Raw genomic sequence first — 20,406 nt, forward strand, 5'->3', positions numbered from 1 at the left:
CAGATATTCTAAGCAGCCCGAATGCGTGCCTGGAGTAAAACCATGACCGACGCTGTAGCCTTTGATGCCGAACTCGATGCCAGTGGCCTCAATTGCCCGTTGCCCTTGCTCAAGGCCAAGCTGGAGCTCAATCGATTGGCCAGTGGCGCAGTGCTCAAGGTCATCGCCACCGACGCGGGCTCCCAGCGTGATTTCCGTACCTTTGCCAAGTTGGCGGGCCACACCCTGCTACATGAAGAAGACGCCGCCGGTGTGTACCGTTACTGGTTGCGCAAGGCCTGAACCGTTCGCCCCCACCACCCGAGGTTGATTGATGTTCAAAGTGTTACGAGACTGGATCCAGCGCTACTTCTCCGACGAAGAAGCGGTGGTGCTGGCGGTCCTGCTTTTCCTGGCCTTTACGGCCGTGCTGACCTTGGGCGGCATGCTGGCGCCGGTACTGGCGGGGATGGTGCTGGCTTACCTGATGCAGGGCCTGGTCACCACTCTGGAGCGCCTGCGACTGCCGGGCGGCGCTGCCGTGGGCCTGGTGTTCGCCTTGTTCATGGGCTTGCTCGTGGTGTTTATCGTGGTGGTGTTGCCGTTGCTGTGGCACCAACTGATTACCCTGTTCAACGAACTGCCGGGCATGCTCGCCAAGTGGCAATCACTGTTGCTGCTGCTGCCGGAGCGTTACCCGCACCTGGTCTCGGATGAGCAGGTGTTGCAGGCCATCGAAGCGGCGCGTGGAGAGATCGGAAAATTCGGGCAATGGGCGCTGACCTTTTCCCTGTCCAGCCTGCCGTTGCTGGTCAACATCATGATCTACCTGGTGCTGGTGCCGATCCTGGTGTTTTTCTTCCTCAAGGACCGCGCGATGATCGGTCGTTGGGTGAGCGGCTACCTGCCGCGCGAGCGGGCGCTGATCACGCGGGTGGCCGAAGAGATGAACCGCCAGATCGCCAATTACATCCGTGGCAAGGTCATCGAGATCATTATCTGTGGCGGCGTGACCTACATCGCCTTTATCGCCCTGGACCTGAACTACGCGGCATTGCTGGCGTTGCTGGTAGGGGTGTCGGTAGTCGTGCCGTACGTCGGTGCGGTGGTGGTGACGGTACCGGTGATGTTGATCGCCTTGTTCCAGTGGGGCTGGAGCGACCAGTTCATCTACCTGATGGCGGTGTACGGCATTATCCAGACCCTGGATGGCAACGTGCTGGTGCCGCTGCTGTTCTCGGAGGCGGTCAACCTGCACCCGGTGGCGATCATTTGCGCAGTGCTGTTGTTCGGCGGGCTGTGGGGGTTCTGGGGCGTGTTCTTTGCCATTCCGCTGGCGACGCTGTTCAAGGCGGTGCTGGATGCGTGGCCGCGGCAGGAACCGGTGGTGGCGCCGCTGCTTTAAACGTGGCGGGGGATTGAAGACGCCATCGCCGGCAAACCGGCTCCTACAGGGTAATGCGTTACAACTGTAGGAGCCGGCTTGCCGGCGCTGACAATCCAAAGGTCGCAGCAGCAATCAAGCCTTGTTCAAAGCCTGCGCCGCCGCCAACACCGCATCCACATGACCCGGCACTTTCACGCCACGCCATTCCTGGCGCAGCACACCTTCGCTATCGATCAGGAAAGTGCTGCGATCCACGCCCAGGTATTCCTTGCCGTACAGCTTCTTCAGCTTGATCACATCAAACAGTTGGCAAACCGCTTCGTCCTTGTCGCTGATCAGCTCAAAGGGGAATTCCTGCTTGCCCTTGAAGTTCTCGTGAGACTTCACACTGTCGCGTGACACGCCAAACACCTCGGTGTTGGCGGCCTTGAATGCCGCGTACTGGTCACGGAAACCCTGGCCTTCGGTGGTGCAGCCCGGGGTGCTGTCCTTCGGGTAGAAGTAGATCACCACCTGCTTGCCCTTGAGAGCGGCGAGGCTGAAGGTCTGGCCGCTGGTGGCCTGGGCTTCGAAATCGGCTACGGGTTTGTCGATGACTACCGCCATGAAAAAACTTCCTTACATTGGGTTCTGTGGGCGCCACGGCTCGATCAGTGCGTCGAGGTTCAAGGCATCGGCGAAGTCCAGGAACTGGTCGCGCAACCAGCTGATCTGCACGCCGGCCGGCAAGGTCACGGTGAACGTGGCGTTGAGCATGGTGCCGCCGGTTTGTGGCGCCTGGTAGGTGTCGCAGGTGAGGTTCTCCAGCTCGACGTTGTGGTCGATAAAGAACTGGCACAGCTCATTGACGATGTCCGAGCGGTAGGCCGAGCTCACGTACGCTACATAAGGCAGGGCCTGGGGACGGTTCTCCAGGGCCGCGCTGCGCACCACGTTGACGGTGAAGTCGTGCTTCTTGGCCAGGCCCGGCAAGCCGGTTTCCAGGCGCGCGAGGGCATCCCAGGTGCCGGAAATCTGCAGCACCAGCGCACTGCACTCGCCGTGGCGGGTCAAGCGGGAAGTCACGACGGCGCAGCGGTTTTCATGGCTGGCGCGGCACAGGACGTTGGTCAGCTCCATGGGGTTGGCGCCGAGGGCACTGATAACAAGGAATTGTTCGCGAACTGTGGGGGTGGACATGCAGCCTTCCTAAAACGATGAGCGGTCGATACTGTGAGGGCCGTATCGATCAAAGGATGAAGGGTAGCGAAAAGCGTCGCCAAGGGATAGGAGGTGGCGTTTTCATTGCGTGAACGGCGGAATTTTCTCGGGCTTGCGGCCGTACTTTGGCCCAATGATGGCATTGCCCGTCGTTTAGTTGCTCCGGAACGCATCGTCAGGCGGTACTTAGCTTGTACAAGCATCTTGGCGCCAGTACCATTACGGCTCTCTTTTTCCGGCAGGAGCGGTTGCATGATTGCGGGCAGTATGGTGGCACTGGTCACACCCATGGATGCACAAGGTCATCTCGACTGGGACAGCCTGGGCAAACTGGTGGACTTCCACCTGCAAGAAGGCACCAACGCCATCGTGGCGGTCGGCACCACAGGTGAATCGGCCACCCTCGATGTGGAAGAACACATCCAGGTGATCGAATTCGTGGTCAAGCGCGTCGCGGGCCGCATCGCCGTGATCGCCGGTACGGGCGCCAACTCGACGCGTGAAGCGATCGAGTTGACCAGGAACGCCAAGAAGGCCGGCGCCGATGCCTGCCTGCTGGTGACCCCGTACTACAACAAGCCGACCCAGGAAGGCCTGTACCAGCACTTTCGCACCATCGCCGAAGCCGTGGACATCCCGCAGATCCTCTACAACGTACCCGGCCGCACTGCCTGCGACATGAAGGCCGAGACCGTGATCCGCCTGTCCACCGTGCCGAACATCATCGGTATCAAGGAAGCCACCGGCGACCTGCAGCGCGCCAAAGACATCCTCGCCGGCGTGAGCAGCGACTTCCTGGTGTATTCCGGTGACGACGCCACTGCTGTCGAGCTGATCCTGCTGGGCGGCAAGGGCAACATCTCGGTCACCGCCAACGTGGCCCCGCGTGCCATGAGCGAAATGTGCGCCGCCGCCATCGCCGGCGACGCCGTGACCGCCCGCGCGATCCACGAGAAGCTGATGCCGCTCAACAAGACACTGTTTATCGAATCCAACCCTATTCCCGTGAAATGGGCACTGTTCGAGATGGGCCTGATGCCGGACGGTATCCGTCTGCCGCTCACCCGCCTCAGCGACGCCTGTCACGAACCGCTGCGACAGGCCCTGCGCCAGTCCGGCGTCCTGGTTTAATTGAGGAAGCACTACGCATGAAGCGATTGGCCGGACTTTCCGCACTTGCCTTGATTATCTCCAGCACCAGTGGCTGCGGTTGGATCTGGGGCCCGGAAGGCTACTTCCGTGACCGCGGCAGCGATTACCTGGAAGCACAAGCAACCAAACCGATGCAACTGCCGCCGGACGTCAATGTCGCCAAGCGCCTTGACCCGTTGCTGCCGATTCCACGCAACGTGGCCGACGACACCACCAAGGGTGAGTACGTGGTACCACGTCCACAGCCGATCTCGGCCGTGGCGGATGCCAGCGACTACAGCCTGCAGAAGAGCGGCGATTCGCGCTGGATCATGGCCCAGCGTCCACCTGCCGAAGTCTGGCCGGTGGCGGTGCAGTTCTTCCAGGACAACGGCTTCCGTATTGAAGAGCAGCGTCCACAGACCGGTGAATTCACCACTGCATGGCAGCACAGCAGCGAACTCTCCGCCAGCATGGCCAAGCGCCTGCAGGCCGGTGGTGTAGCCGCTGACAGCGAAGCCCGTGTGCGGGTGCGCATCGAGCCTGGCGTGCAGCGCAATACCAGTGAAGTCTACGTCGTCAGCGCCGAGCGTCCTGCCGGCAGCACCGCCAACGTCGATTTCACCAACCGTTCGGTCAACACCGGTGTCGACTCGGCACTGGTCGACGAGATGCTGGCCAGCATGAGCCGCATTTCCGAGAAGGGCGGTTCCGTCTCCCTGCTCGCCGCACGTGATTACGACACCCCGAGCCGCGTCAGCCTCACCGAAGACGGCAGCGGCAACGTGGTGCTGAACCTGGGTGAAGACCTGGACCGTGCCTGGGCCAGCGTTGGCCGTGCCTTGGAGCAGGGCCCATGGCGTGTTGAAGACATCAACCGCAGCCTGGGCCTCTACTACATCAACGTGGCTGAAAAAGCCGAGCGCAAAGATGAAGAGCCAGGTTTCTTCGGCAAATTGTTCGGCAGCAAGCCGACCAAGGAAGAGATCGAGACCCGCGCCGAGCGCTACCAGGTTCGTTTGAGCAAGGTTGGCGAAAGCGTACAAGTCACCGTCGAGAAGAACATCAATACCGTTGCGCCAGCTGAAACAGCGCGCAAAGTGTTGGGCGTGATTCAGGACAACCTGGGCTGATCCGATGCGTTTTGCCGTTCTCGGCAGCGGTAGCCAAGGGAACGGCACGCTGGTCGCTCATGACGACACGTACGTGCTGGTGGATTGTGGTTTCTCGTTACGGGAAACCGAGCGGCGCCTGCTGCGCCTGGGGGTTCACCCCACGCAGCTGAGCGCGATTCTGGTGACCCACGAACATGCCGACCACGTGCATGGCGTGGGTTTGCTGTCTCGGCGCTACAATCTTCCGGTGTACTTCAGTCGCGGTACCTTGCGCGGGATGCGCAAACCGATTGAACCCGCAGGTTTCCTGGCCGGTGGCGAGCAACTGCAGATCGGTGCGTTGAGCATTGATGTGATTGCCGTGGCGCACGACGCCCAGGAACCGACGCAATATGTATTCAGTGATGGCGAGCGGCGTTTCGGCGTGCTCACCGACCTGGGCTCCTACTGCGCCAAGGTGCTGGACGGTTACCGGAACCTCGATGCATTGATGATCGAATCCAATCACTGCCGGGACCTGCTGGCTCGCGGTCATTACCCCTACTTTCTCAAGCAGCGGGTCGGTGGCGAACTGGGACATTTGAACAACCACCAGGCGGCGTACCTGGTGTATGAGTTGGGCTGGCAAGACCTGCAACACCTGGTCCTGGCCCACTTGAGCAGCAAGAACAACCTGCCGACGCTTGCCCGGCAATGTTTTGTCGACACCCTTGGGTGCGACCCGGACTGGCTGCAACTGGCCGATCAAGATTCAGGGCTCGACTGGCGACACATCGCCTAGCCCACCTCACTCAAAGCGGAGCCCATCATGGAAAAACGTGAAGAACTCTACCGCGGCAAAGCCAAGTCGGTTTACAAGACCGACGACGCCAACCGCCTGATCCTGCTGTTTCGCAACGACACTTCGGCGTTCGACGGCAAGCGCATCGAACAGCTTGATCGCAAGGGCATGGTGAACAACAAGTTCAACGCCTTCATCATGCAGAAACTCGAAGCGGCCGGTATTCCGACCCAATTCGACAAACTGCTGGGCGACAACGAGTGCCTGGTCAAGAAGCTGGACATGATCCCGGTGGAATGCGTCGTGCGTAACTACGCCGCCGGCAGCCTGGTCAAGCGCCTGGGCGTGGAAGAGGGCCTCAAGCTCAATCCCTACACCTTCGAGCTGTTCCTGAAGGACGACGCCAAGGGCGACCCGTTCATCAACGAATCCCACGTCGTGGCATTCGGCTGGGGCACCGCTGAGCAACTGGCGCGCATGAAAGAGTTGTCCCTCAAGGTCAACGACGTGCTGAGCAAGCTGTTCGACGACGCCGGCCTGCTGCTGGTGGACTTCAAGCTGGAATTCGGCGTATTCCACGATGGCTCCATCGTCCTCGGCGACGAGTTCAGCCCGGACGGCTGCCGCCTGTGGGACAAGGACACCAAGAAGAAGATGGACAAAGACCGCTTCCGCCAGGGCCTCGGTGATGTGATCGAAGCCTACGAAGAAGTCGCCAATCGTCTCGGCGTACCGCTTTAATCGACGCAAGCATCTGATAGCACGGAAAAAAATCGCGTTTGGGGTTTGCTTCCGCGAAACACACTGTTATGATGCGCGCCGTTGGAGAGATGCCAGAGTGGCCGAATGGGACGGATTCGAAATCCGTTGTACCTTCACCGGTACCTAGGGTTCGAATCCCTATCTCTCCGCCATTACATAGAAAAAGCCCCGTAGCTGAACAAGCTACGGGGCTTTTTCGTTTCTGCGGTTTGATCAGCTCGGCTGGGCCACCAGGCTATTGCTCACACGACGCCCCAGTACCAGCACCGTCACGAACCCACAGCCCACCAACGCCGTGGCCAGGCTCAGCAGTACCGCGCTGCCCATCTGGTCGACAATCCGGCCGCCGAAGAACGAGCCCAGGGCGATGATCACCTGGAACAAGGCGACGAACAGTGGCATGCCGCGTTCGACATCCTTGGGCGCCACGACAAACATCCAGATACTTGCGCAGGCCGGGAAGGCGCCGAAGGCGAAGCCCCAGAGGGCGATCAGCATCGCTGCGCCGGTCATGCCGGTGGCGAAGTAGGGGAACAGGGCGGTGCTGGTGCCGATCATCAGCGCGACCAACAGCAAGGTGTGGCGCACGCTGCGGTTGGCGGCGAAGCCGGCGAAGACATTACCCATGACCCCGGCCACGCCGTAGAGCAGCAACAGTGAGCCAATCGTCGGTCCGTCAAAGCCCGAACTGTTTTTGAAGAAGGGCGCGACGTAGGTGTAGGCGGCGAAGTGCGCCAGGCCGATCAGCAGGACGGCGATCAATCCGACCCGTGCTTGCGGGTTGATGAACAAGGCGGGCAGGTCACGCACTTGAATGGCCTTTTCCGGCTTCAGGCGGGGCAGCAGGAGGACTTGCGCGAGCAGCACCGGCACGCCGACCAGCGCGGTGACCAGGAAGGTCATGCGCCAGCCCATCAGGCCGCTGAGCCAGGTGCCCACGGGGACGCCGAGTACGGTGGCCAGGGTCACGCCCATCATGATGATCGAGGTGGCCTTCGCGACGCCCACGCCCTTGGGGGCGAGGCGGCCGCTGAGGGCGATTGCCGTGGCCCAGAAGCCGCCGATGCTGATACCCAGCAGGACACGGCCGAACAGCAGGAGGCTGAAGTCGCTGGCGTAAGCCACGACCGAGTTGGCGATGATCATGATCAGCGTCAGGCCGATCAGCAGATAACGACGGTCCATGGCGCCAATGCTGACAGACAGCAACGGGGCGGCGAGGGCGGCCATGATACCGGGCAGGGTCACCATCAGGCCGGCGTGCCCGGCACTGATGCCGAGGTCGCTGGCGACGTCGTTGAGGACGCCCACCGGCAGAAACTCACTGGTGACCAGGGCAAAGGCGCCCACGGCGACCGAGAGAATCGCCAGCCACTGCTGTTTGACACTCTGTTGATTATGTTCGGGACGGCCGCTGGGGGCCTGGCTCGCGCTTGGCATGGTGCTGGATTCCAGAAGGGGAATGTCGCCTGAAGTCAGGCGAGGGGGAGGGAAAGTGGAGGCGATTATATGAATCGGCTCTGGCAATCACACAGGCGCTCGTTTCGATAATAACCATCAGTGCAATCGATTCGACGCCCCTACAGGACGGTTGGGTTTTTCTTACCTGCATCTCCAACGCAGCCTACAGGCAATGCATTGCGACCCGTGGCGTTAGTCACTATCTTGGGCCCCACGGTTTTTCAGGTAGAAATTCCCACACTGCATAGGAAATGCATCATGAGCAAAAACACGAAAAAAACCTCCGACAAAATGGCCACGCTGGCCGCGCACACCCTCACTGATCCAAACGCCTCGGCCATTGCCAAAAGCCTGGCGGCGTCTGCATTGGCCCAGAGCGGTACCGACAAGCAGACCAGCGCCGACATGGAGGAAAAAGCCGGGAAGGCCCTCCAGAGCGGCCACTACAGCGAGAAAACCAAATCCCTGGCGGCCTCGGTGCTTTCCCAAGCCAATAAAGAGCGCGGCAACTGAGTTACACGTCATGAAAAAAGCCCCGCAGCTGAACACGCTGCGGGGCTTTGTTGTTTTAGCCGTGTGGTTCAAGCGACTCCGGAGTCGGCCTAGCTGCGCAGTGGCGCGGTCAAACCACAAACTTCGCAATCATCGTATTGAGGTCCACTGCCAGGCGCGAAAGCTCCTGGCTGGCGGCGGTGGTCTGATTGGCGCCGGCGGCAGTCTGGGCGGACAGATCGCGGATATTCGTCAGGTTGCGGTCCACCTCACGGGCCACCTGCGCCTGTTCTTCGGATGCACTGGCGATGATCAGGTTGCCTTCGGTAATTCGGGTGATTGCATGGGTGATCCGTTCCAGCGACTCTCCCGCACTGTGGGCTACGGTCAGTGTCGCGCGTGCCCGTTCATTGCTGCTGTGCATCGCCGATACCGCCTGGGTCGAACCTTTCTGCACGCCGCCGACCATCTGCTCGATTTCCTGGGTCGATTGCTGGGTTCGATGCGCGAGGGCGCGGACTTCGTCGGCCACCACCGCGAAACCACGTCCGGCCTCACCGGCTCTGGCGGCCTCGATGGCAGCGTTCAGTGCCAGCAGATTGGTTTGTTCGGCAATGGCGCGGATCACGTCCAAGACTTTGGTGATGTCCTGGACGCTGTCGGCCAAACTCTGGATTTCCTCGGTTGCCGACGTCACTTCTTCGGCCAGCAAGGAGATCGACTCTACGGTGTCCATCACGTGACTGCGACCATTGCCCGCCATGGCGTCACCCTCGCGCGAGGCGTCGGCGGTGCTGATGGCGTTGCGCGCGACTTCGTCCACCGCCGCCGTCATCTGGTTGACGGCCGTGGCCGCCTGCTCGATTTCACCGTTCTGCTCGTGCAGTGCCCGTGTCGATTCCTCGGTAACGGCCGAGAGTTCTTCGGCCGCCGAGGCCAGTTGATTGGAGGAGTCGGTAATCTGGTGGATGGTTTCACGAAGGTCAGATTGCATGGTTTCCAACGCACGCAACAGCTGGGCAGGCTCGTCCTTGCCCTCGAGCACAATCGACACGGTCAGGTCGCCTTTGGCCACTTGCTCGGCGATGCGTACCGCTTGGTGCAACGGCAGCACGATGCTGCGGGTAAACAGAGTGGCGAGGAGTGCGGTAAGGAGCGTCGCCAGCACCATGGCGACGAACACCCACTTTACGGCGCTGTGGTACGTGGTGTCGGAACTCGTCGCGGCGTTGTCGGCTTCCTCGATATTGATCGCCAGCAGACTGGCCAACTCGGACCCAAGCCTGTCGCCCAGGGCGATCAGTTCGCCGTTGAGCAAGGCGATCGCTGCGGGGCGCTCGCCGTGTGCGGCCAGGTTCAATACCTCTTGCTGAACTTGCAGGTACTGCGCCTGGACCGACTTGAAACGCTCGAAGCTGGCCCGTTCGGCGTCCGCGGCGAGTTTGCCGGCGTACTGCGTGTTGTCCGCCTGAATCTTCTCGCGCAGCTGCGAAAAAGCTCGCTGGCTGGCTTTCACCTGTTCCGAGTTGTCCAGCAGCATGACGCGGTAAGTCGCGACACGTATCTCGGACATGGTGGTTTGCAGGTCGCCCAGGGCCAGAATGCTCGGCAGCCAGTTTTTATCGACTTCATCCGACTGGCTGGCCATATCGCGCATCTGGCTCAGAGAGAACAAGCCAAGCAACACCACGAGCAGTCCGACCAGGCCAAAACCACAGGCCGAACGCAGCGCTATTTTCATCTTTCTTAAACTCATGAACTCCCCCGGTGAACGGAAAAAGAGTGGCCGCAGCGCTGCCTTGTCCACGTGAAATCGCAGGAGGCAGTCGTTACACCACGCGGTTGGTTTGGATTTTTTAACCGTGCAGCCAGGCCCGGCGGGCAGCGCCAGGCATCATGGCGAGTGCGGTATGGCCGCGTTTCTGTCGAGCAGCCAAGGCAGCAGGCTGTGCGCGGGCATGGGACGAGCCAGCAGGTAGCCCTGGCCCGTCTCGCAACCCAGGTGGAGCAGGATGTCGCGTTGTTCAGGGGTTTCGATGCCCTCGATCACCACCTCAATACTCAGCTCGCGGGCGAGTGACAACACGCTGGAAATCGCCGCGCGACTGCGCGGTTCCGACGACAAGTCGCGGATAAATTCGGCATCTATTTTTATTTCGTTGAACGGCAGGCTGCACAGGCGCTGCAATGAGGAATAGCCACCACCGAAGTCGTCGATGGATAACCCACAGCCCATCAAGCGCAGGCGCACCATGTTCTCAAGGCTGATGGAGCCCGGATCGAGCCTGCCGGTTTCGGTCATCTCAAACGTCAGGCTGGACCCCGGTGCGTCGAAGCGTTTCAGCAGCAGGGCGATGTGCGCACTCATCTGCGGGTTGGCAAACTGGCTCGCATTGACATTCACCGCGAAGGTGAGTGGCACCGCGTTGGCCAGCGCCTCCTTGCGCAGCGTCAGGCATTGATCAATCTGGCGATACAACAGACTGTCCAGCAGGCCATGGCGCTCCAATACCGGAATAAATGAAGCGGGTGGCAGGATGCCCCGCTCGGGATGGTTCCAGCGTGCAAGCGCCTCCACGGAGGTGACCTGCAGTGTCCGCATAGCGAATTTGGGCTGGTAGAAGACCTCCAGTTCACCGTTCTCCAAGGCTCCCAGCACCTGGAGTTCACTGGTCACGCGGGTGACATGCAGTGGGTGAGCGTGGAGCGGATCATGGTCAAGGTACTGGCTCGCGAGTCTTTTCACGTCTTGCGCATGCATGGGCTTGCACAGCTGGCCGAGGACGCGCAGGCCGAGCAATGTCGCCATATGGCTGATGGCTTGGCGCAAGTCCAGGGCAATGCTGCTGGTGATGACCACCGATTTAAGCGCGTGTCGTTGGCTGGCACGGCGCAGGAAAGTAATACCGTCCATGCCCTCCATGCGGATGTCGCAAAAAGCGATGTCGACCGGTCCATTGCGCTCCAGCAACTGCAGCGCCTCCCAACCCTCGCAGGCTTCAAGAATGCGCGTACAACCCAGGTGCGCGAGGAGTGTGACCGCATAACGGCGCTGTACGGGCTGGTCCTCCAGCACCAGGACGCGAAGTGTGGACATTGGCATCTGAAGGGCTCATCGAAATTCTAAGGCGCCAGCTTGCCAAAGAATGATGGCCTTTTAATCTCGAAAACCCTTACGTCTTTGCAAGAAATTTCTTAAGCAGATACCGGTCGAGAATCGCCCCGCAGCAAATCCAGAAGCCGCCGCATACAGATTTCCACCGCCTGCACCGAGGTGCTCAGGTGCATTTGCGCGGCCTCATTTGTGCAATTGGCTTCAAGGTGCTCGCAGGTGAGGATCAATTGCTCGTAGCGGATGAGCCTCGCCCCGCCTTTTACCCGATGAGCCAAGTGAGCCAGGGATTGGCGGTCATCGCGCGCCAGCAGTTCGGTGAGCTGATGCAGGTCGGCGCGGGTGCTCGATATCAGTTCTTCGCGCAGCGTTTGCAGCGCCGATGACTTGCCCAGTGTCAGCGTTTTCAACTGCGCGTCGAGTGATGCGGGGGTCAGCTCTGCACCCGTTTCATCAATGAAGTATTCCGTTTGCAGAGGCTGCAGCCGAGCGTTCAGTTGCTCCAGGCTGATGGGCTTGAAGAGGCAGTCATCCATGCCGGCCTGCAGGCAACGCTGTTTTTCCTCGGCGACCGCGTTGGCGGTGAAGCCCAGCAGCAAACACCCAGGTTCGCCCCGCGCGTGTTCGGCCTGGCGAATGGCCTGGGCCAATTGATAGCCGTTCATGCCGGGCATGTCGCAGTCTGTCACCACCACATCGAACGGTTGCGCGTTCCACAATGCCAGGGCTTGAATGCCATCGCTGGCCTCCTGAACCGCGTGACCCAGGTACGCGAGTTGTTGTGACAGCACCAGGCGATTGGCGGTGTAGTCGTCCACGATCAGCACGTTCAACGGCAGGCCCGGGACGATGTCCAGGGGCGCGCCAGCCTGCGGGGACGGCGCGTCTGTGCCCGGGAGTTCAAGCTTCAGGGTGACACGGGTGCCTTTGCTCGGCACGCTGGACAACGCCAGGCTGCCGCCCATCAACTCGATCAGCGACCGGCTGATGACCAGGCCCAGGCCCGAGCCTTGTTGCTGATTGCCGGCCTGGCTGAACGGCGAGAACAGTTGCTGCTGATCGGCTTCGCAGATGCCCACGCCGGTGTCCGTGATACTCACCGATAACTGCAGCGGGTGAGTACCGTTGGCAGATTGCGCATGCGCGGTAATGCGCACTTCACCCACGGAGGTGAACTTGATCGCGTTACTCAGCAGGTTGGCGATAATTTGTTTGAAGCGCATGGCGTCAATCAGCACATTGCGGTCCAGGGCCGGATCGATGTCCAGGACCAGGGCAATGCCCTTTTCACGCGCCAGGCCATCGAACACACGTGCCACCGAGTTCAAGAGCTGGAAGGGGTTGGCACTTTCGGGCGTCAGGCGCTGGCGGCCGGACTCGATCCGGGCGATGTCGAGTACATCGCCGATCAGCGCCAGCAGTTCCTTAGCGGCACCCGATGCAACATCGATGGCGGCCCGGTCGAACAGGCCTTGTTCCGATTTGCGCGCGGCCATTTCCAGCATGCCAAGCACCGCGTTCATGGGGGTGCGAATCTCGTGGCTCATGGTCGCCAGAAAGGTGGTCTTGGCCCGGTTGGCATTGTCTGCCTCGCGCTTTGCCGTGTGCAGTTCCTCCACCAGGCGCTGGCGGTCACTGACGTCGACCCAGCCACCGATCAAGCCGTCGACACGGCCCTCACTGCCGCGAAAAGGCAGGATCCAGTGATAGATCGTGAGGACTTCACCGCTGGGCAACACGATCTGGCGATCACGTAGCATCGGTTCATCGGCGTCCATCACCGCGAGGTAGTCGCGGTGATATTCCAGGGCCTGCTCTTCGCTGGAGAGCAGGCTTTGCATCACGGTGGTGCCCAGCAGCTGTCGCTCGTCCTCGACACCGAAGACTTGCCGGTAAGCCTTGTTGCACAGCAGCAGGCGCGCCTGGCGGTCCCGCACATAGGTGGGGTGGGGCGTGCCGTTGATCAGCACACGGTCAAATTCAAGCCTGGCGCTCAGTGCTCGTTCGGCGAGTTTGCGGCGCAGGACCTGGCGGCGCAGCAATACAATCCACACACACGCGCTCAGCAACAGCACGGCTGCCAGCGCAAAACCCTGCAGGATCGCCGTCCGGTGTTTGGCCCAGTAGCTGTCGTCGAGGACCAACGGGCTGCGCCAGCGATTGGTCAGTTCGTCCATTTCTTCAGGCGAAATGCTCAGCAGGGCCTTGTTGAGGATCGAGAGCAGGATCGGCGAGGAACGGTCCACCGCAAATGCCAGCTGCGCGGCACGGGCGCCGACGGTTGCGCTGATCCTCAGCTGGTCAGGGTAATTTCGGCTAATCAGATAACGTGCGCTGACCAGCGTGCTGACGCTGGCGTCCACGCTGCCTTTGGCAAGCAACGAAAACGCGTCGTCAAGACTTTGCGCCTCGACGATCTGCACCTGCGGGAACTGGCGTTCAATCATCTCCCTGCTGGCATTGCCCTTGATGATCGCCAGGCGTTTTCCCGACAGGTCCTGCAAGCTGTTCGGACTGTTTATCCGGTTACGCGTGACCAGTACAAACGGCGTGGACAGGTACGGGCGGCTGAAGCTCACGCGCGCCTGCCGATCGATACTGGGGGTCAGCGCCGCCAGCAGATCGGCGTTGCCCTGGTTGACGCGGGTGATCATTTCATCGACCGAGCCGCCTTTTTGCGGGTCGAATTTCAGTCCGGTCCTGAGGCTGATCTTGGCGATTACATCGGCACTCAGGCCCCTGAAACGTTGCTGTTCATCAAAAAACGTAAACGGTAGAAAGTCTTCATTGATGATCACTTTGAGCCGTGGATGTTGTGCCAGCCAGCGTTGTTCCTCGACGCTGAACTGCACTTGATGAGTACCGGAAATACTGACGCCGCCGGCATTCCAGCGACGCGCGATAGCCATCTGTTCAGTTGAGGGGGGCGCGCGAAGGGCGGCGTTGACCAGGTGCAGCAGCGGCGTGTTCTGGCGAGTCGCGGCGAACGAGAAATTGTTGACCTCCATGCGCGAGAAATCCACCAACTGCACATTGTTCAGGTAACTCTTGTTGATCAGGTAACTGGCCGTCACCGAGTCGCCCAAGTAAAGATCTGCCTTGGAAAACGCCACTGCACCGACGGCATTGAGGATGGAGGGGTAGAGTTTGAAGGTGGCGTGCGGGTAGAACGCTTGCACGGTGTTCAGCGGCAGGTAATGGTCGACCATGGCCACCGTTTTACCGGCCAGGGTCGGATCGAGCAGGGGCGAATCGTTGCTGCGCGCCACCAGCGTCGGTTGGTCCAGGGTGTACGGCTCTGACAGCCGAAGGTCCGGGTCTGCGGCTTCAAAGCCATTTGCAGAAGCCAGCAGGTCGATCTCGCCGCGTTTGAGCGCCTGGATCACCTCGGGGCGGCTAGGGTAGCGCTGCACCTGGATTTGCACCGCCAGCAATTGGCCGATGAGTGCCAGGTAATCCGCACTGATACCCTCGAACTCATTGCTGTGGTTGGTGATATCAAACGGTGGATAGTCAGGTTCGGAGGTGCCGACACGCAGATGCTTTTTACTGCCCAACACTTTCAGGTCGGCGGGGCTCAGGTGCAACTCGCTGTCTGACAGTATCGATCTGCCCAGCACCGTCAATGTGACGGGCGAACCCGCCGCCCATGCCACGTGAACGCCTGCCCAGAACATCAGCATGGCTGCGAGCAACTTCAAATCAAAGGTCCTTAATGCAGAGGGAAAAGGGTGCGGTAGCAGCATAACGCTATTGTCCGGAAGGCGCGTAACTCGTCCGGATTTGAGTAGTGGCATTAAAGCATTATGGTACATTGTCGACATTATTGCCGACGAAGCACCACTAAACACCGAGGAAGCCTGCAGATGTATAAAGTCCTGGTGGTCGATGACCACCCCTTTATCAGGACCGCGCTGCGCACGCTGGTGAGTGAGGAAGGCTATGAGGTGGTGGGCGAAACGGACAACGGCGTCGACGCCATCAGCCTGGTCCGGCAACTGACCCCGGACCTGGTGTTGCTGGACATCACTATGCCGCGCCTGGACGGTATCGCGGTCATCGAACGCATCCGTGCCCTCGAGTTGAATACGCGGATCATCGTGCTCACCTCGCTGTGCTCGGAACACTACGCCACGCGTTGCATCGGCGCCGGCGCTTCAGGATTCATCAGCAAGACCGATGAGTTGAACGTGCTCGCGCTGGCCATGAAAACGGTAATGAGCGGCTACGTTTATTGTCCGGAAGCGGTGATGGGGTTTTCGAAGAAACACGCATTGGCAGTGGATGAGTCGCAGCTTATTTCCTCGCTGTCCAACCGTGAGCTTTCCGTGTTCCAGCAGCTTTCCAGAGGCATGAGCAACAAGGATATTGCGCAGAATATTTTGCTCAGCAGCAAGACGGTGAGTTGCTACAAGGCGCGCTTGATGACAAAGCTGAATGTGAAATCGGTGGTGGATTTGGCGGATATCGCCAGGCGCAACAACCTTATTTGAAGCGTTATCGAATCTGCCCCGCACCACGGTGCAGCGTTGCTTGCCCAGAGGGTTTGCGGCCGCTGAAATAAAATCCTCGCCCCACCGAATAACTTCTCCTCCTGCGGTGTTCACTCCACAGACCACCCAGGAAGCGCCCATGAACACACCTGTCGACCGCTACGACCGCCTGACCCGCACCTTCCACTGGCTCACCGCTGCCGTGGTGATCTTCATGTTCGCCAGTGCGCATATCTGGGAAAACCTGGAAAAAGGCACGCCGCTGCGCAAGGGCCTGCAGTCGGTGCATATCTCCCTGGGCATTGCCCTGGCGGTACTGATCGTCGCGCGGATCGTATGGCGGCTGTCTGGCGGCACCCGGCTCAAGGCCGACAGTCACCCGGCGCTTAACCTGCTGGCGAAAATGGCGCATGGTTGCCTGTACCTGTTGCTGCTGGCGCAGATTGTCTTGGGGTTCCTGTTTCGTTGGGCACAGGGCGAGCCATTCAACTTTTTCGGACTGTTTTCGGTTCCCGCGCCGTTTGCGATTGATCACGCATGGCGCGGCACGCTGGGCGGTCTGCATGACACCGTGGCGTGGGCGATCATCGGGCTGGCTGGCCTGCACGCCTGTGCGGCGCTGTGGCACCACAGCATCAAGCGTGACAACACGCTGCGCCGCATGCTGCCCGCCCCACGGGACGCTGTTTGAAGTGATGTTTGCTGCTGTATCTCCCCATCGTTACGGAGCACGACAACCATGAAGACTCGCCACCAACACCCCATTACTTATCGCACCGCGCTGCTCTTCGGTGCCTGCCTGGCTGTCGCCTTGCTCGCCGGCCAGGCCCGGGCTTCCGGCGATGAATCAGCGCCGCCCAAGCCGAACTGTCCGAAGGGCCAGGTGTGGGACACCAAGACCGGCAAGTGCGTGCTGCAAACCAGCAAGGCAACGTCGGATGCCGATCGGACCGACTACGCCTACCGCCTGGCCAAGGACGGGCGCTATGAAGAAGCCCTGGCCTTGCTCAATACCCTGAGCAACCCCAACACCGCCAAGGCCCTCAACTACCGCGGCTACGCCACGCGCAAACTCGGGCGTACCGATGAAGGCATTGGCTATTACCTGCAGTCCGTGGCGTTGGACCCCAACTACGCCCAGGTCCGCGAATACCTGGGTGAGGCCTATGTGATCAAGGGCCGGGTGGACCTGGCCCAAGAGCAGCTGCTGAAAATCAAGGCGCTGTGCGGCACCACCTGCGAAGAATATGAAGACCTGGCTGAGGCCATCACTGCCGCGCCCCAGGTATGACGTCGGTGACTGAACGAGCAGGGGGCCGCCATTACTCGAGAGGCTGAGTTTCGTCGCGAATTGGGCCAGTTGTTGCCGCGTTTATGGCGATACGGCCTGGTGCTGTCGCGACAAAAGCACCTGGCCGAGGACCTGGTGCAGGCCACCTGTGTGCGGGCGCTGGAGCGTGCCGGGCAATTTGTCGCCGGCACGCGGCTGGATCGCTGGTTGTTGGCGATCATGCACTCGATCTGGCTCAACGAGCTGCGCTCGCAGCGGGTTCGCCAGGGGCAGGGCTTTGTCGATGCAGAGCAGGCGTTGTCATTCGATGGCGAAAGCCAGGCCCAGGATCACGTGCTCGCCGCGCAAGTGATCAAGCGCGTCAACGGGTTGCCCGAAGCGCAACGAGAAACGGTTTTTCTGGCGTATGTCGAAGGGCTTTCATACAAGGAAATTGCCGATGTCCTGCAAATACCGGTCGGCACAGTCATGAGTCGGCTCGCGGCCGCACGCGCCAGGCTGGCCGAGACGGCCCCGGCAAAAGCCCACGCGGGACACGCCAGTGGAGAACGCCGATGACTCACACACACCTGCCTTGCGATGAGCAGTTGGTGGCTTATCTGGATGGAGAACTGGACGCTGACCAGCGCCGGGTCATCGCCGACCAGATCCACACTCACCCCGCGGTCGCTGCGCGCCTGGAGGTGCTGCGGTGCGCTGATATGCCGTTCAAGGACGCGTTCGACAGCGTGCTGGATCAAGCGCCGACCGCTCGCCTGCAGTCGATGCTCAACGCCTTGCCGCCGGCAGCCGTCCCCGCCTTGAGTCGCCGCCGTTTCCTCGCCGTGGCCGCAGGTTTCGCGGTGGCCGGCGTGGTCGCCGATCGCCTGTTCCTGGCCTGGCCGCGTGGGGAACCCGGCCAGGGTTGGCGCGCCTCGGTGGCTGAATACATGGCGTTGTACACGCCGCAGACCCTGGACAATCTCAGCGCGGACCCGGCTGCCCACCTCGCGCAACTCAGCGCGGTGGGCACGCAACTCGGCCTGCCGTTGTCGCCTGCTGCCGTGGCCTTGCCCGGCGCCGAGTTCCGGCGGGCGCAGAGCCTGGACTATGACGGCGTGATCATCGGCCAACTGACCTACCTGGATCCCCGCCACGGTCCACTGGCGCTCTGCATCACGGCCAACAAAAGAGCCCCGGCGACTTTCGCCACCGAGCAGCGCCGAGGCATGAACGTGGTGTATTGGGCCAGCGCGTCCCATGCCTTCATGCTGATCGGCCGAAACCCTTTCGAAGATTTGCAGATCATGGCCAGCAGCGTCGAGCGCAGCTTGCCGGCCTGATCTCAGTGACGGGTCTGCAAGGCGCGCCACCGCGTGGGCGTGGTGCCTTCCCAGGTGCGAAATGCGCGATAAAACGAGTTGGTGTCTTCGTAACCGAGCAGGCAGGCGATCTCGTCTATTTCGATCGACGGCTCCGCCAGCAGATGGCGCACCACCTCCTGGCGGCTCTCCAGCAGCAATTGCCGAAAGCCCGTGCCTTCCTCGGTCATGCGCCGCTGCAAGGTGCGTTCGCTCAGGCCCAGTTCACGGGCCACGTCGACCATCTCCGGGCGACCACTGGCGAAGAGGCGCTTGAGGGTGCTTTTCACTTGGTGGCTGATCGTGGCCGGCGCGGTCGCTTCGGCCAACGCCGCCACCAGGGCCGGGTTCAGCAGGTCGAGCAGTTCCGGGTTATGGCCAGGGAAGGGCCGTTTGAGGTCGGCGGTGTCGAACACCAAGGCATTGCGCGCGGCACCGAAACGGATGGCACAGCCGAAAAACTCCGCCAGTGCCGGGCTGTTGCTCCGGGGGCGGGCCAGTTCGACACGGCGCGCCGTGATGTGCACCCCCGAGCCGCGCCGGCCCAGCTCGATAAACGTCGCAAACGCCGCGTCGATCAATAACCGCGGTGGCGGCTGCTGGGTGCGCAGCCAGTCGAGGGTGACCGTGCAGGTCGCGCCGTCCTCGCTCACTTGCACGCGTTCGGGCGTACACAGTTGCTTGAAGCGTGCGAGGCGATGCAGGCCATCGCTAAAGTCGCGGGCGATGAACGCGGCAAAACTGGACGGCGGCAGGGCGCTGCTGTCCAGCTGGGTGACCAGCATGACGCCGGCCGCCGGATCGGGATTGAGCACGCCCACGGCTTCCCACAGGCGAAAATATTCCTCGGTGCTGACGTGGCGACGATCACCGCGTTCGCCCAAGTGCAGGGTCATTGGCAGTCGTGCCTGGCGTAACACCGCTGCAGGCTCCAGCCCGATGGTTGTCAGGGCGTGCCAGAACACCTGCGGAATGTTGAAGCGCGATTGGCGTGCGTCAGACATGGACCACCTTTGTTTCAATCAATCGGAGGCTGACACACTGAGGTCATGCCATTTCTCGTCGGAAGCTGCCAGGTCCGCCGCCGCCCGCGCGGCATATTGCACCGCATCGCTGCCGATCAACAGGCGCAGGGGCGCGTCTTCACGCAGGGCCAGTTCGAGCACGATCTCGGCCACCCGCTCCGGCCCGGTCGGCAAAATGCCGGGGGAGTTGAGCAACTCAACCAATGCACCGACACTTTGCTGATAGGGCGCACTGATCGGCGCAATCGTCATGGAGCTGCCCGACCAGTCGGTACGCATGCCGCCCGGTTCCAGCACCGTCACCTGCACGCCCAGCGGGTTGACCTCTTGCGCCAGCACGGTTGAAAAGCCGCCCACGGCCCATTTGGCACTCTGGTACGCCGCCAGGCCCGCCATGCCAATCCGCCCGCCCAACGACGATACCTGAAAGATATGCCCGCGACCCTGGGCACGCAGGATCGGCACCACGGCCTTGCTGACGTGCACGACACCATAGAAGTTGGTGTCGATCTGTGCCGAGAAGTCCTCCAGGGTGACATCCTCGACCGATGCCAGGTCGCCATACCCCGCGTTGTTGACCACCACATCCAGGCGACCGAAGTGCGCCACGGCGGCTTCCACAGCCTGTAGCACCTGCAGGTTGTCGGTCACATCCAGCTGCTGTGGGTAGATTGCGTCACCGTACTCGGCCACCAGTTCATCCAGTTGGCGGGGAGTGCGTGCAGTGGCCGCCACACGATCGCCGGCGCGCAAGGCCGCTTCGGTGATGGCGCGGCCAAGGCCACGGGAACTGCCAGTGATAAACCAGATCTTGGACATGCGAACACCTCTTCGTTT

The 20,406-nt window shown here is 61.2% G+C and carries 20 protein-coding genes, 1 tRNA gene and 1 pseudogene; 13 read left to right on the top strand and 9 right to left on the bottom strand.

Going from position 1 to position 20,406, the window contains the following annotated elements; genetic code table 11:
* The first annotated feature begins 42 nt into the window (after positions 1-42).
* Both JFU04_RS06715 and JFU04_RS06720 read left to right on the top strand, forming a co-directional pair.
* Positions 43-282: a sulfurtransferase TusA family protein gene (locus JFU04_RS06715; protein WP_010212198.1), complete on the top strand. Its 240-nt coding sequence runs from the start codon at positions 43-45 to the stop codon at positions 280-282.
* Positions 283-313: 31 nt separating this feature from the next.
* On the top strand, positions 314-1,384 hold the full coding sequence (locus JFU04_RS06720; protein ID WP_065899401.1) for an AI-2E family transporter: 1,071 nt from the start codon (positions 314-316) through the stop codon (positions 1,382-1,384).
* A gap of 114 nt (positions 1,385-1,498) precedes the next feature.
* Here JFU04_RS06720 and JFU04_RS06725 read toward each other — a convergent pair whose 3' ends face one another.
* Positions 1,499-1,972, bottom strand: coding sequence for a peroxiredoxin (locus JFU04_RS06725; protein WP_025855402.1), 474 nt, complete (start codon positions 1,970-1,972; stop codon positions 1,499-1,501).
* 12 nt (positions 1,973-1,984) lie between these two features.
* Complete coding sequence (locus tag JFU04_RS06730) at positions 1,985-2,545, bottom strand: glycine cleavage system protein R (RefSeq protein ID WP_003172487.1); 561 nt, start codon at positions 2,543-2,545, stop codon at positions 1,985-1,987.
* Between the two features lie 273 nt (positions 2,546-2,818).
* Between JFU04_RS06730 and dapA the strand changes: the two genes are divergently transcribed.
* The 5 genes from dapA (at position 2,819) to JFU04_RS06755 (ending at position 6,507) form a co-directional block, all read left to right on the top strand.
* Positions 2,819-3,697 carry a 4-hydroxy-tetrahydrodipicolinate synthase gene (gene dapA / locus JFU04_RS06735; RefSeq protein WP_065899400.1) on the top strand — a complete coding sequence of 293 codons (879 nt, stop codon included), beginning with the start codon at positions 2,819-2,821 and terminating at the stop codon, positions 3,695-3,697.
* A 17-nt stretch (positions 3,698-3,714) separates the two neighbouring features.
* Positions 3,715-4,830, top strand: coding sequence for an outer membrane protein assembly factor BamC (gene bamC, locus JFU04_RS06740; protein WP_065899399.1), 1,116 nt, complete (start codon positions 3,715-3,717; stop codon positions 4,828-4,830).
* 4 nt (positions 4,831-4,834) lie between these two features.
* Complete coding sequence (locus tag JFU04_RS06745; RefSeq protein WP_201143708.1) at positions 4,835-5,593, top strand: MBL fold metallo-hydrolase; 759 nt, start codon at positions 4,835-4,837, stop codon at positions 5,591-5,593.
* Positions 5,594-5,620: 27 nt separating this feature from the next.
* Positions 5,621-6,334 (top strand): phosphoribosylaminoimidazolesuccinocarboxamide synthase, encoded by a 714-nt coding sequence (gene purC, locus JFU04_RS06750; protein WP_010212191.1) that lies wholly within the window; start codon positions 5,621-5,623, stop codon positions 6,332-6,334.
* An 83-nt stretch (positions 6,335-6,417) separates the two neighbouring features.
* A tRNA-Ser gene (locus JFU04_RS06755) sits at positions 6,418-6,507 on the top strand.
* Positions 6,508-6,568: 61 nt separating this feature from the next.
* On the opposite strand, the gene JFU04_RS06760 is transcribed toward JFU04_RS06755, so the two are convergent.
* On the bottom strand, positions 6,569-7,795 hold the full coding sequence (locus JFU04_RS06760) for an MFS transporter (protein ID WP_065899394.1): 1,227 nt from the start codon (positions 7,793-7,795) through the stop codon (positions 6,569-6,571).
* 279 nt (positions 7,796-8,074) lie between these two features.
* Here JFU04_RS06760 and JFU04_RS06765 point away from each other — a divergent pair, with 279 nt between their 5' ends.
* Positions 8,075-8,329: a hypothetical protein gene (locus JFU04_RS06765; protein WP_106804865.1), complete on the top strand. Its 255-nt coding sequence runs from the start codon at positions 8,075-8,077 to the stop codon at positions 8,327-8,329.
* A 109-nt stretch (positions 8,330-8,438) separates the two neighbouring features.
* On the opposite strand, the gene JFU04_RS30545 is transcribed toward JFU04_RS06765, so the two are convergent.
* The 4 genes and pseudogenes from JFU04_RS30545 to JFU04_RS06780 all read right to left on the bottom strand — a co-directional run bounded on the left by JFU04_RS30545 (position 8,439) and on the right by JFU04_RS06780 (position 15,121).
* Positions 8,439-9,302 carry a methyl-accepting chemotaxis protein gene (locus tag JFU04_RS30545; protein ID WP_446739693.1) on the bottom strand — a complete coding sequence of 288 codons (864 nt, stop codon included), beginning with the start codon at positions 9,300-9,302 and terminating at the stop codon, positions 8,439-8,441.
* Positions 9,294-10,064 (bottom strand): annotated as a pseudogene (locus JFU04_RS30550) (MCP four helix bundle domain-containing protein); the annotation flags it as partial. The gene JFU04_RS30545 and the pseudogene JFU04_RS30550, both read right to left, overlap by 9 nt.
* A gap of 138 nt (positions 10,065-10,202) precedes the next feature.
* Positions 10,203-11,405: an EAL domain-containing response regulator gene (locus tag JFU04_RS06775; RefSeq protein WP_201143710.1), complete on the bottom strand. Its 1,203-nt coding sequence runs from the start codon at positions 11,403-11,405 to the stop codon at positions 10,203-10,205.
* 98 nt (positions 11,406-11,503) lie between these two features.
* The gene (locus JFU04_RS06780) at positions 11,504-15,121 is read right to left on the bottom strand and encodes a transporter substrate-binding domain-containing protein (protein WP_242485883.1); all 3,618 of its coding nucleotides are present in this window, start codon (positions 15,119-15,121) and stop codon (positions 11,504-11,506) included.
* 165 nt (positions 15,122-15,286) lie between these two features.
* Here JFU04_RS06780 and JFU04_RS06785 point away from each other — a divergent pair, with 165 nt between their 5' ends.
* The 5 genes from JFU04_RS06785 to JFU04_RS06805 all read left to right on the top strand — a co-directional run bounded on the left by JFU04_RS06785 (position 15,287) and on the right by JFU04_RS06805 (position 18,526).
* The gene (locus JFU04_RS06785) at positions 15,287-15,913 is read left to right on the top strand and encodes a response regulator transcription factor (RefSeq protein ID WP_120447862.1); all 627 of its coding nucleotides are present in this window, start codon (positions 15,287-15,289) and stop codon (positions 15,911-15,913) included.
* A gap of 139 nt (positions 15,914-16,052) precedes the next feature.
* On the top strand, positions 16,053-16,604 hold the full coding sequence (locus tag JFU04_RS06790) for a cytochrome b (RefSeq protein ID WP_201143711.1): 552 nt from the start codon (positions 16,053-16,055) through the stop codon (positions 16,602-16,604).
* Positions 16,605-16,652: 48 nt separating this feature from the next.
* Positions 16,653-17,204 (top strand): tetratricopeptide repeat protein, encoded by a 552-nt coding sequence (locus tag JFU04_RS06795; protein WP_201143712.1) that lies wholly within the window; start codon positions 16,653-16,655, stop codon positions 17,202-17,204.
* Positions 17,205-17,264: 60 nt separating this feature from the next.
* Positions 17,265-17,762 (top strand): RNA polymerase sigma factor, encoded by a 498-nt coding sequence (locus JFU04_RS06800; protein WP_065899485.1) that lies wholly within the window; start codon positions 17,265-17,267, stop codon positions 17,760-17,762.
* Positions 17,759-18,526, top strand: a complete 768-nt coding sequence (locus JFU04_RS06805) for an anti-sigma factor family protein (protein ID WP_201143713.1) — start codon at positions 17,759-17,761, stop codon at positions 18,524-18,526. The genes JFU04_RS06800 and JFU04_RS06805 overlap by 4 nt, the downstream gene beginning before the upstream one ends.
* 2 nt (positions 18,527-18,528) lie before the next feature.
* Here JFU04_RS06805 and JFU04_RS06810 read toward each other — a convergent pair whose 3' ends face one another.
* Entirely contained in the window at positions 18,529-19,548 is a 1,020-nt protein-coding gene (locus JFU04_RS06810) for an AraC family transcriptional regulator (RefSeq protein ID WP_201143714.1), read from the bottom strand.
* A gap of 18 nt (positions 19,549-19,566) precedes the next feature.
* The gene (locus JFU04_RS06815) at positions 19,567-20,388 is read right to left on the bottom strand and encodes an SDR family NAD(P)-dependent oxidoreductase (RefSeq protein ID WP_201143715.1); all 822 of its coding nucleotides are present in this window, start codon (positions 20,386-20,388) and stop codon (positions 19,567-19,569) included.
* Between the last annotated feature and the right edge of the window lie 18 nt (positions 20,389-20,406).

This window comes from Pseudomonas sp. TH21, from assembly GCF_016651025.1.
GTDB classification, from domain to species: Bacteria; Pseudomonadota; Gammaproteobacteria; order Pseudomonadales; family Pseudomonadaceae; genus Aquipseudomonas; species Aquipseudomonas aylmerensis.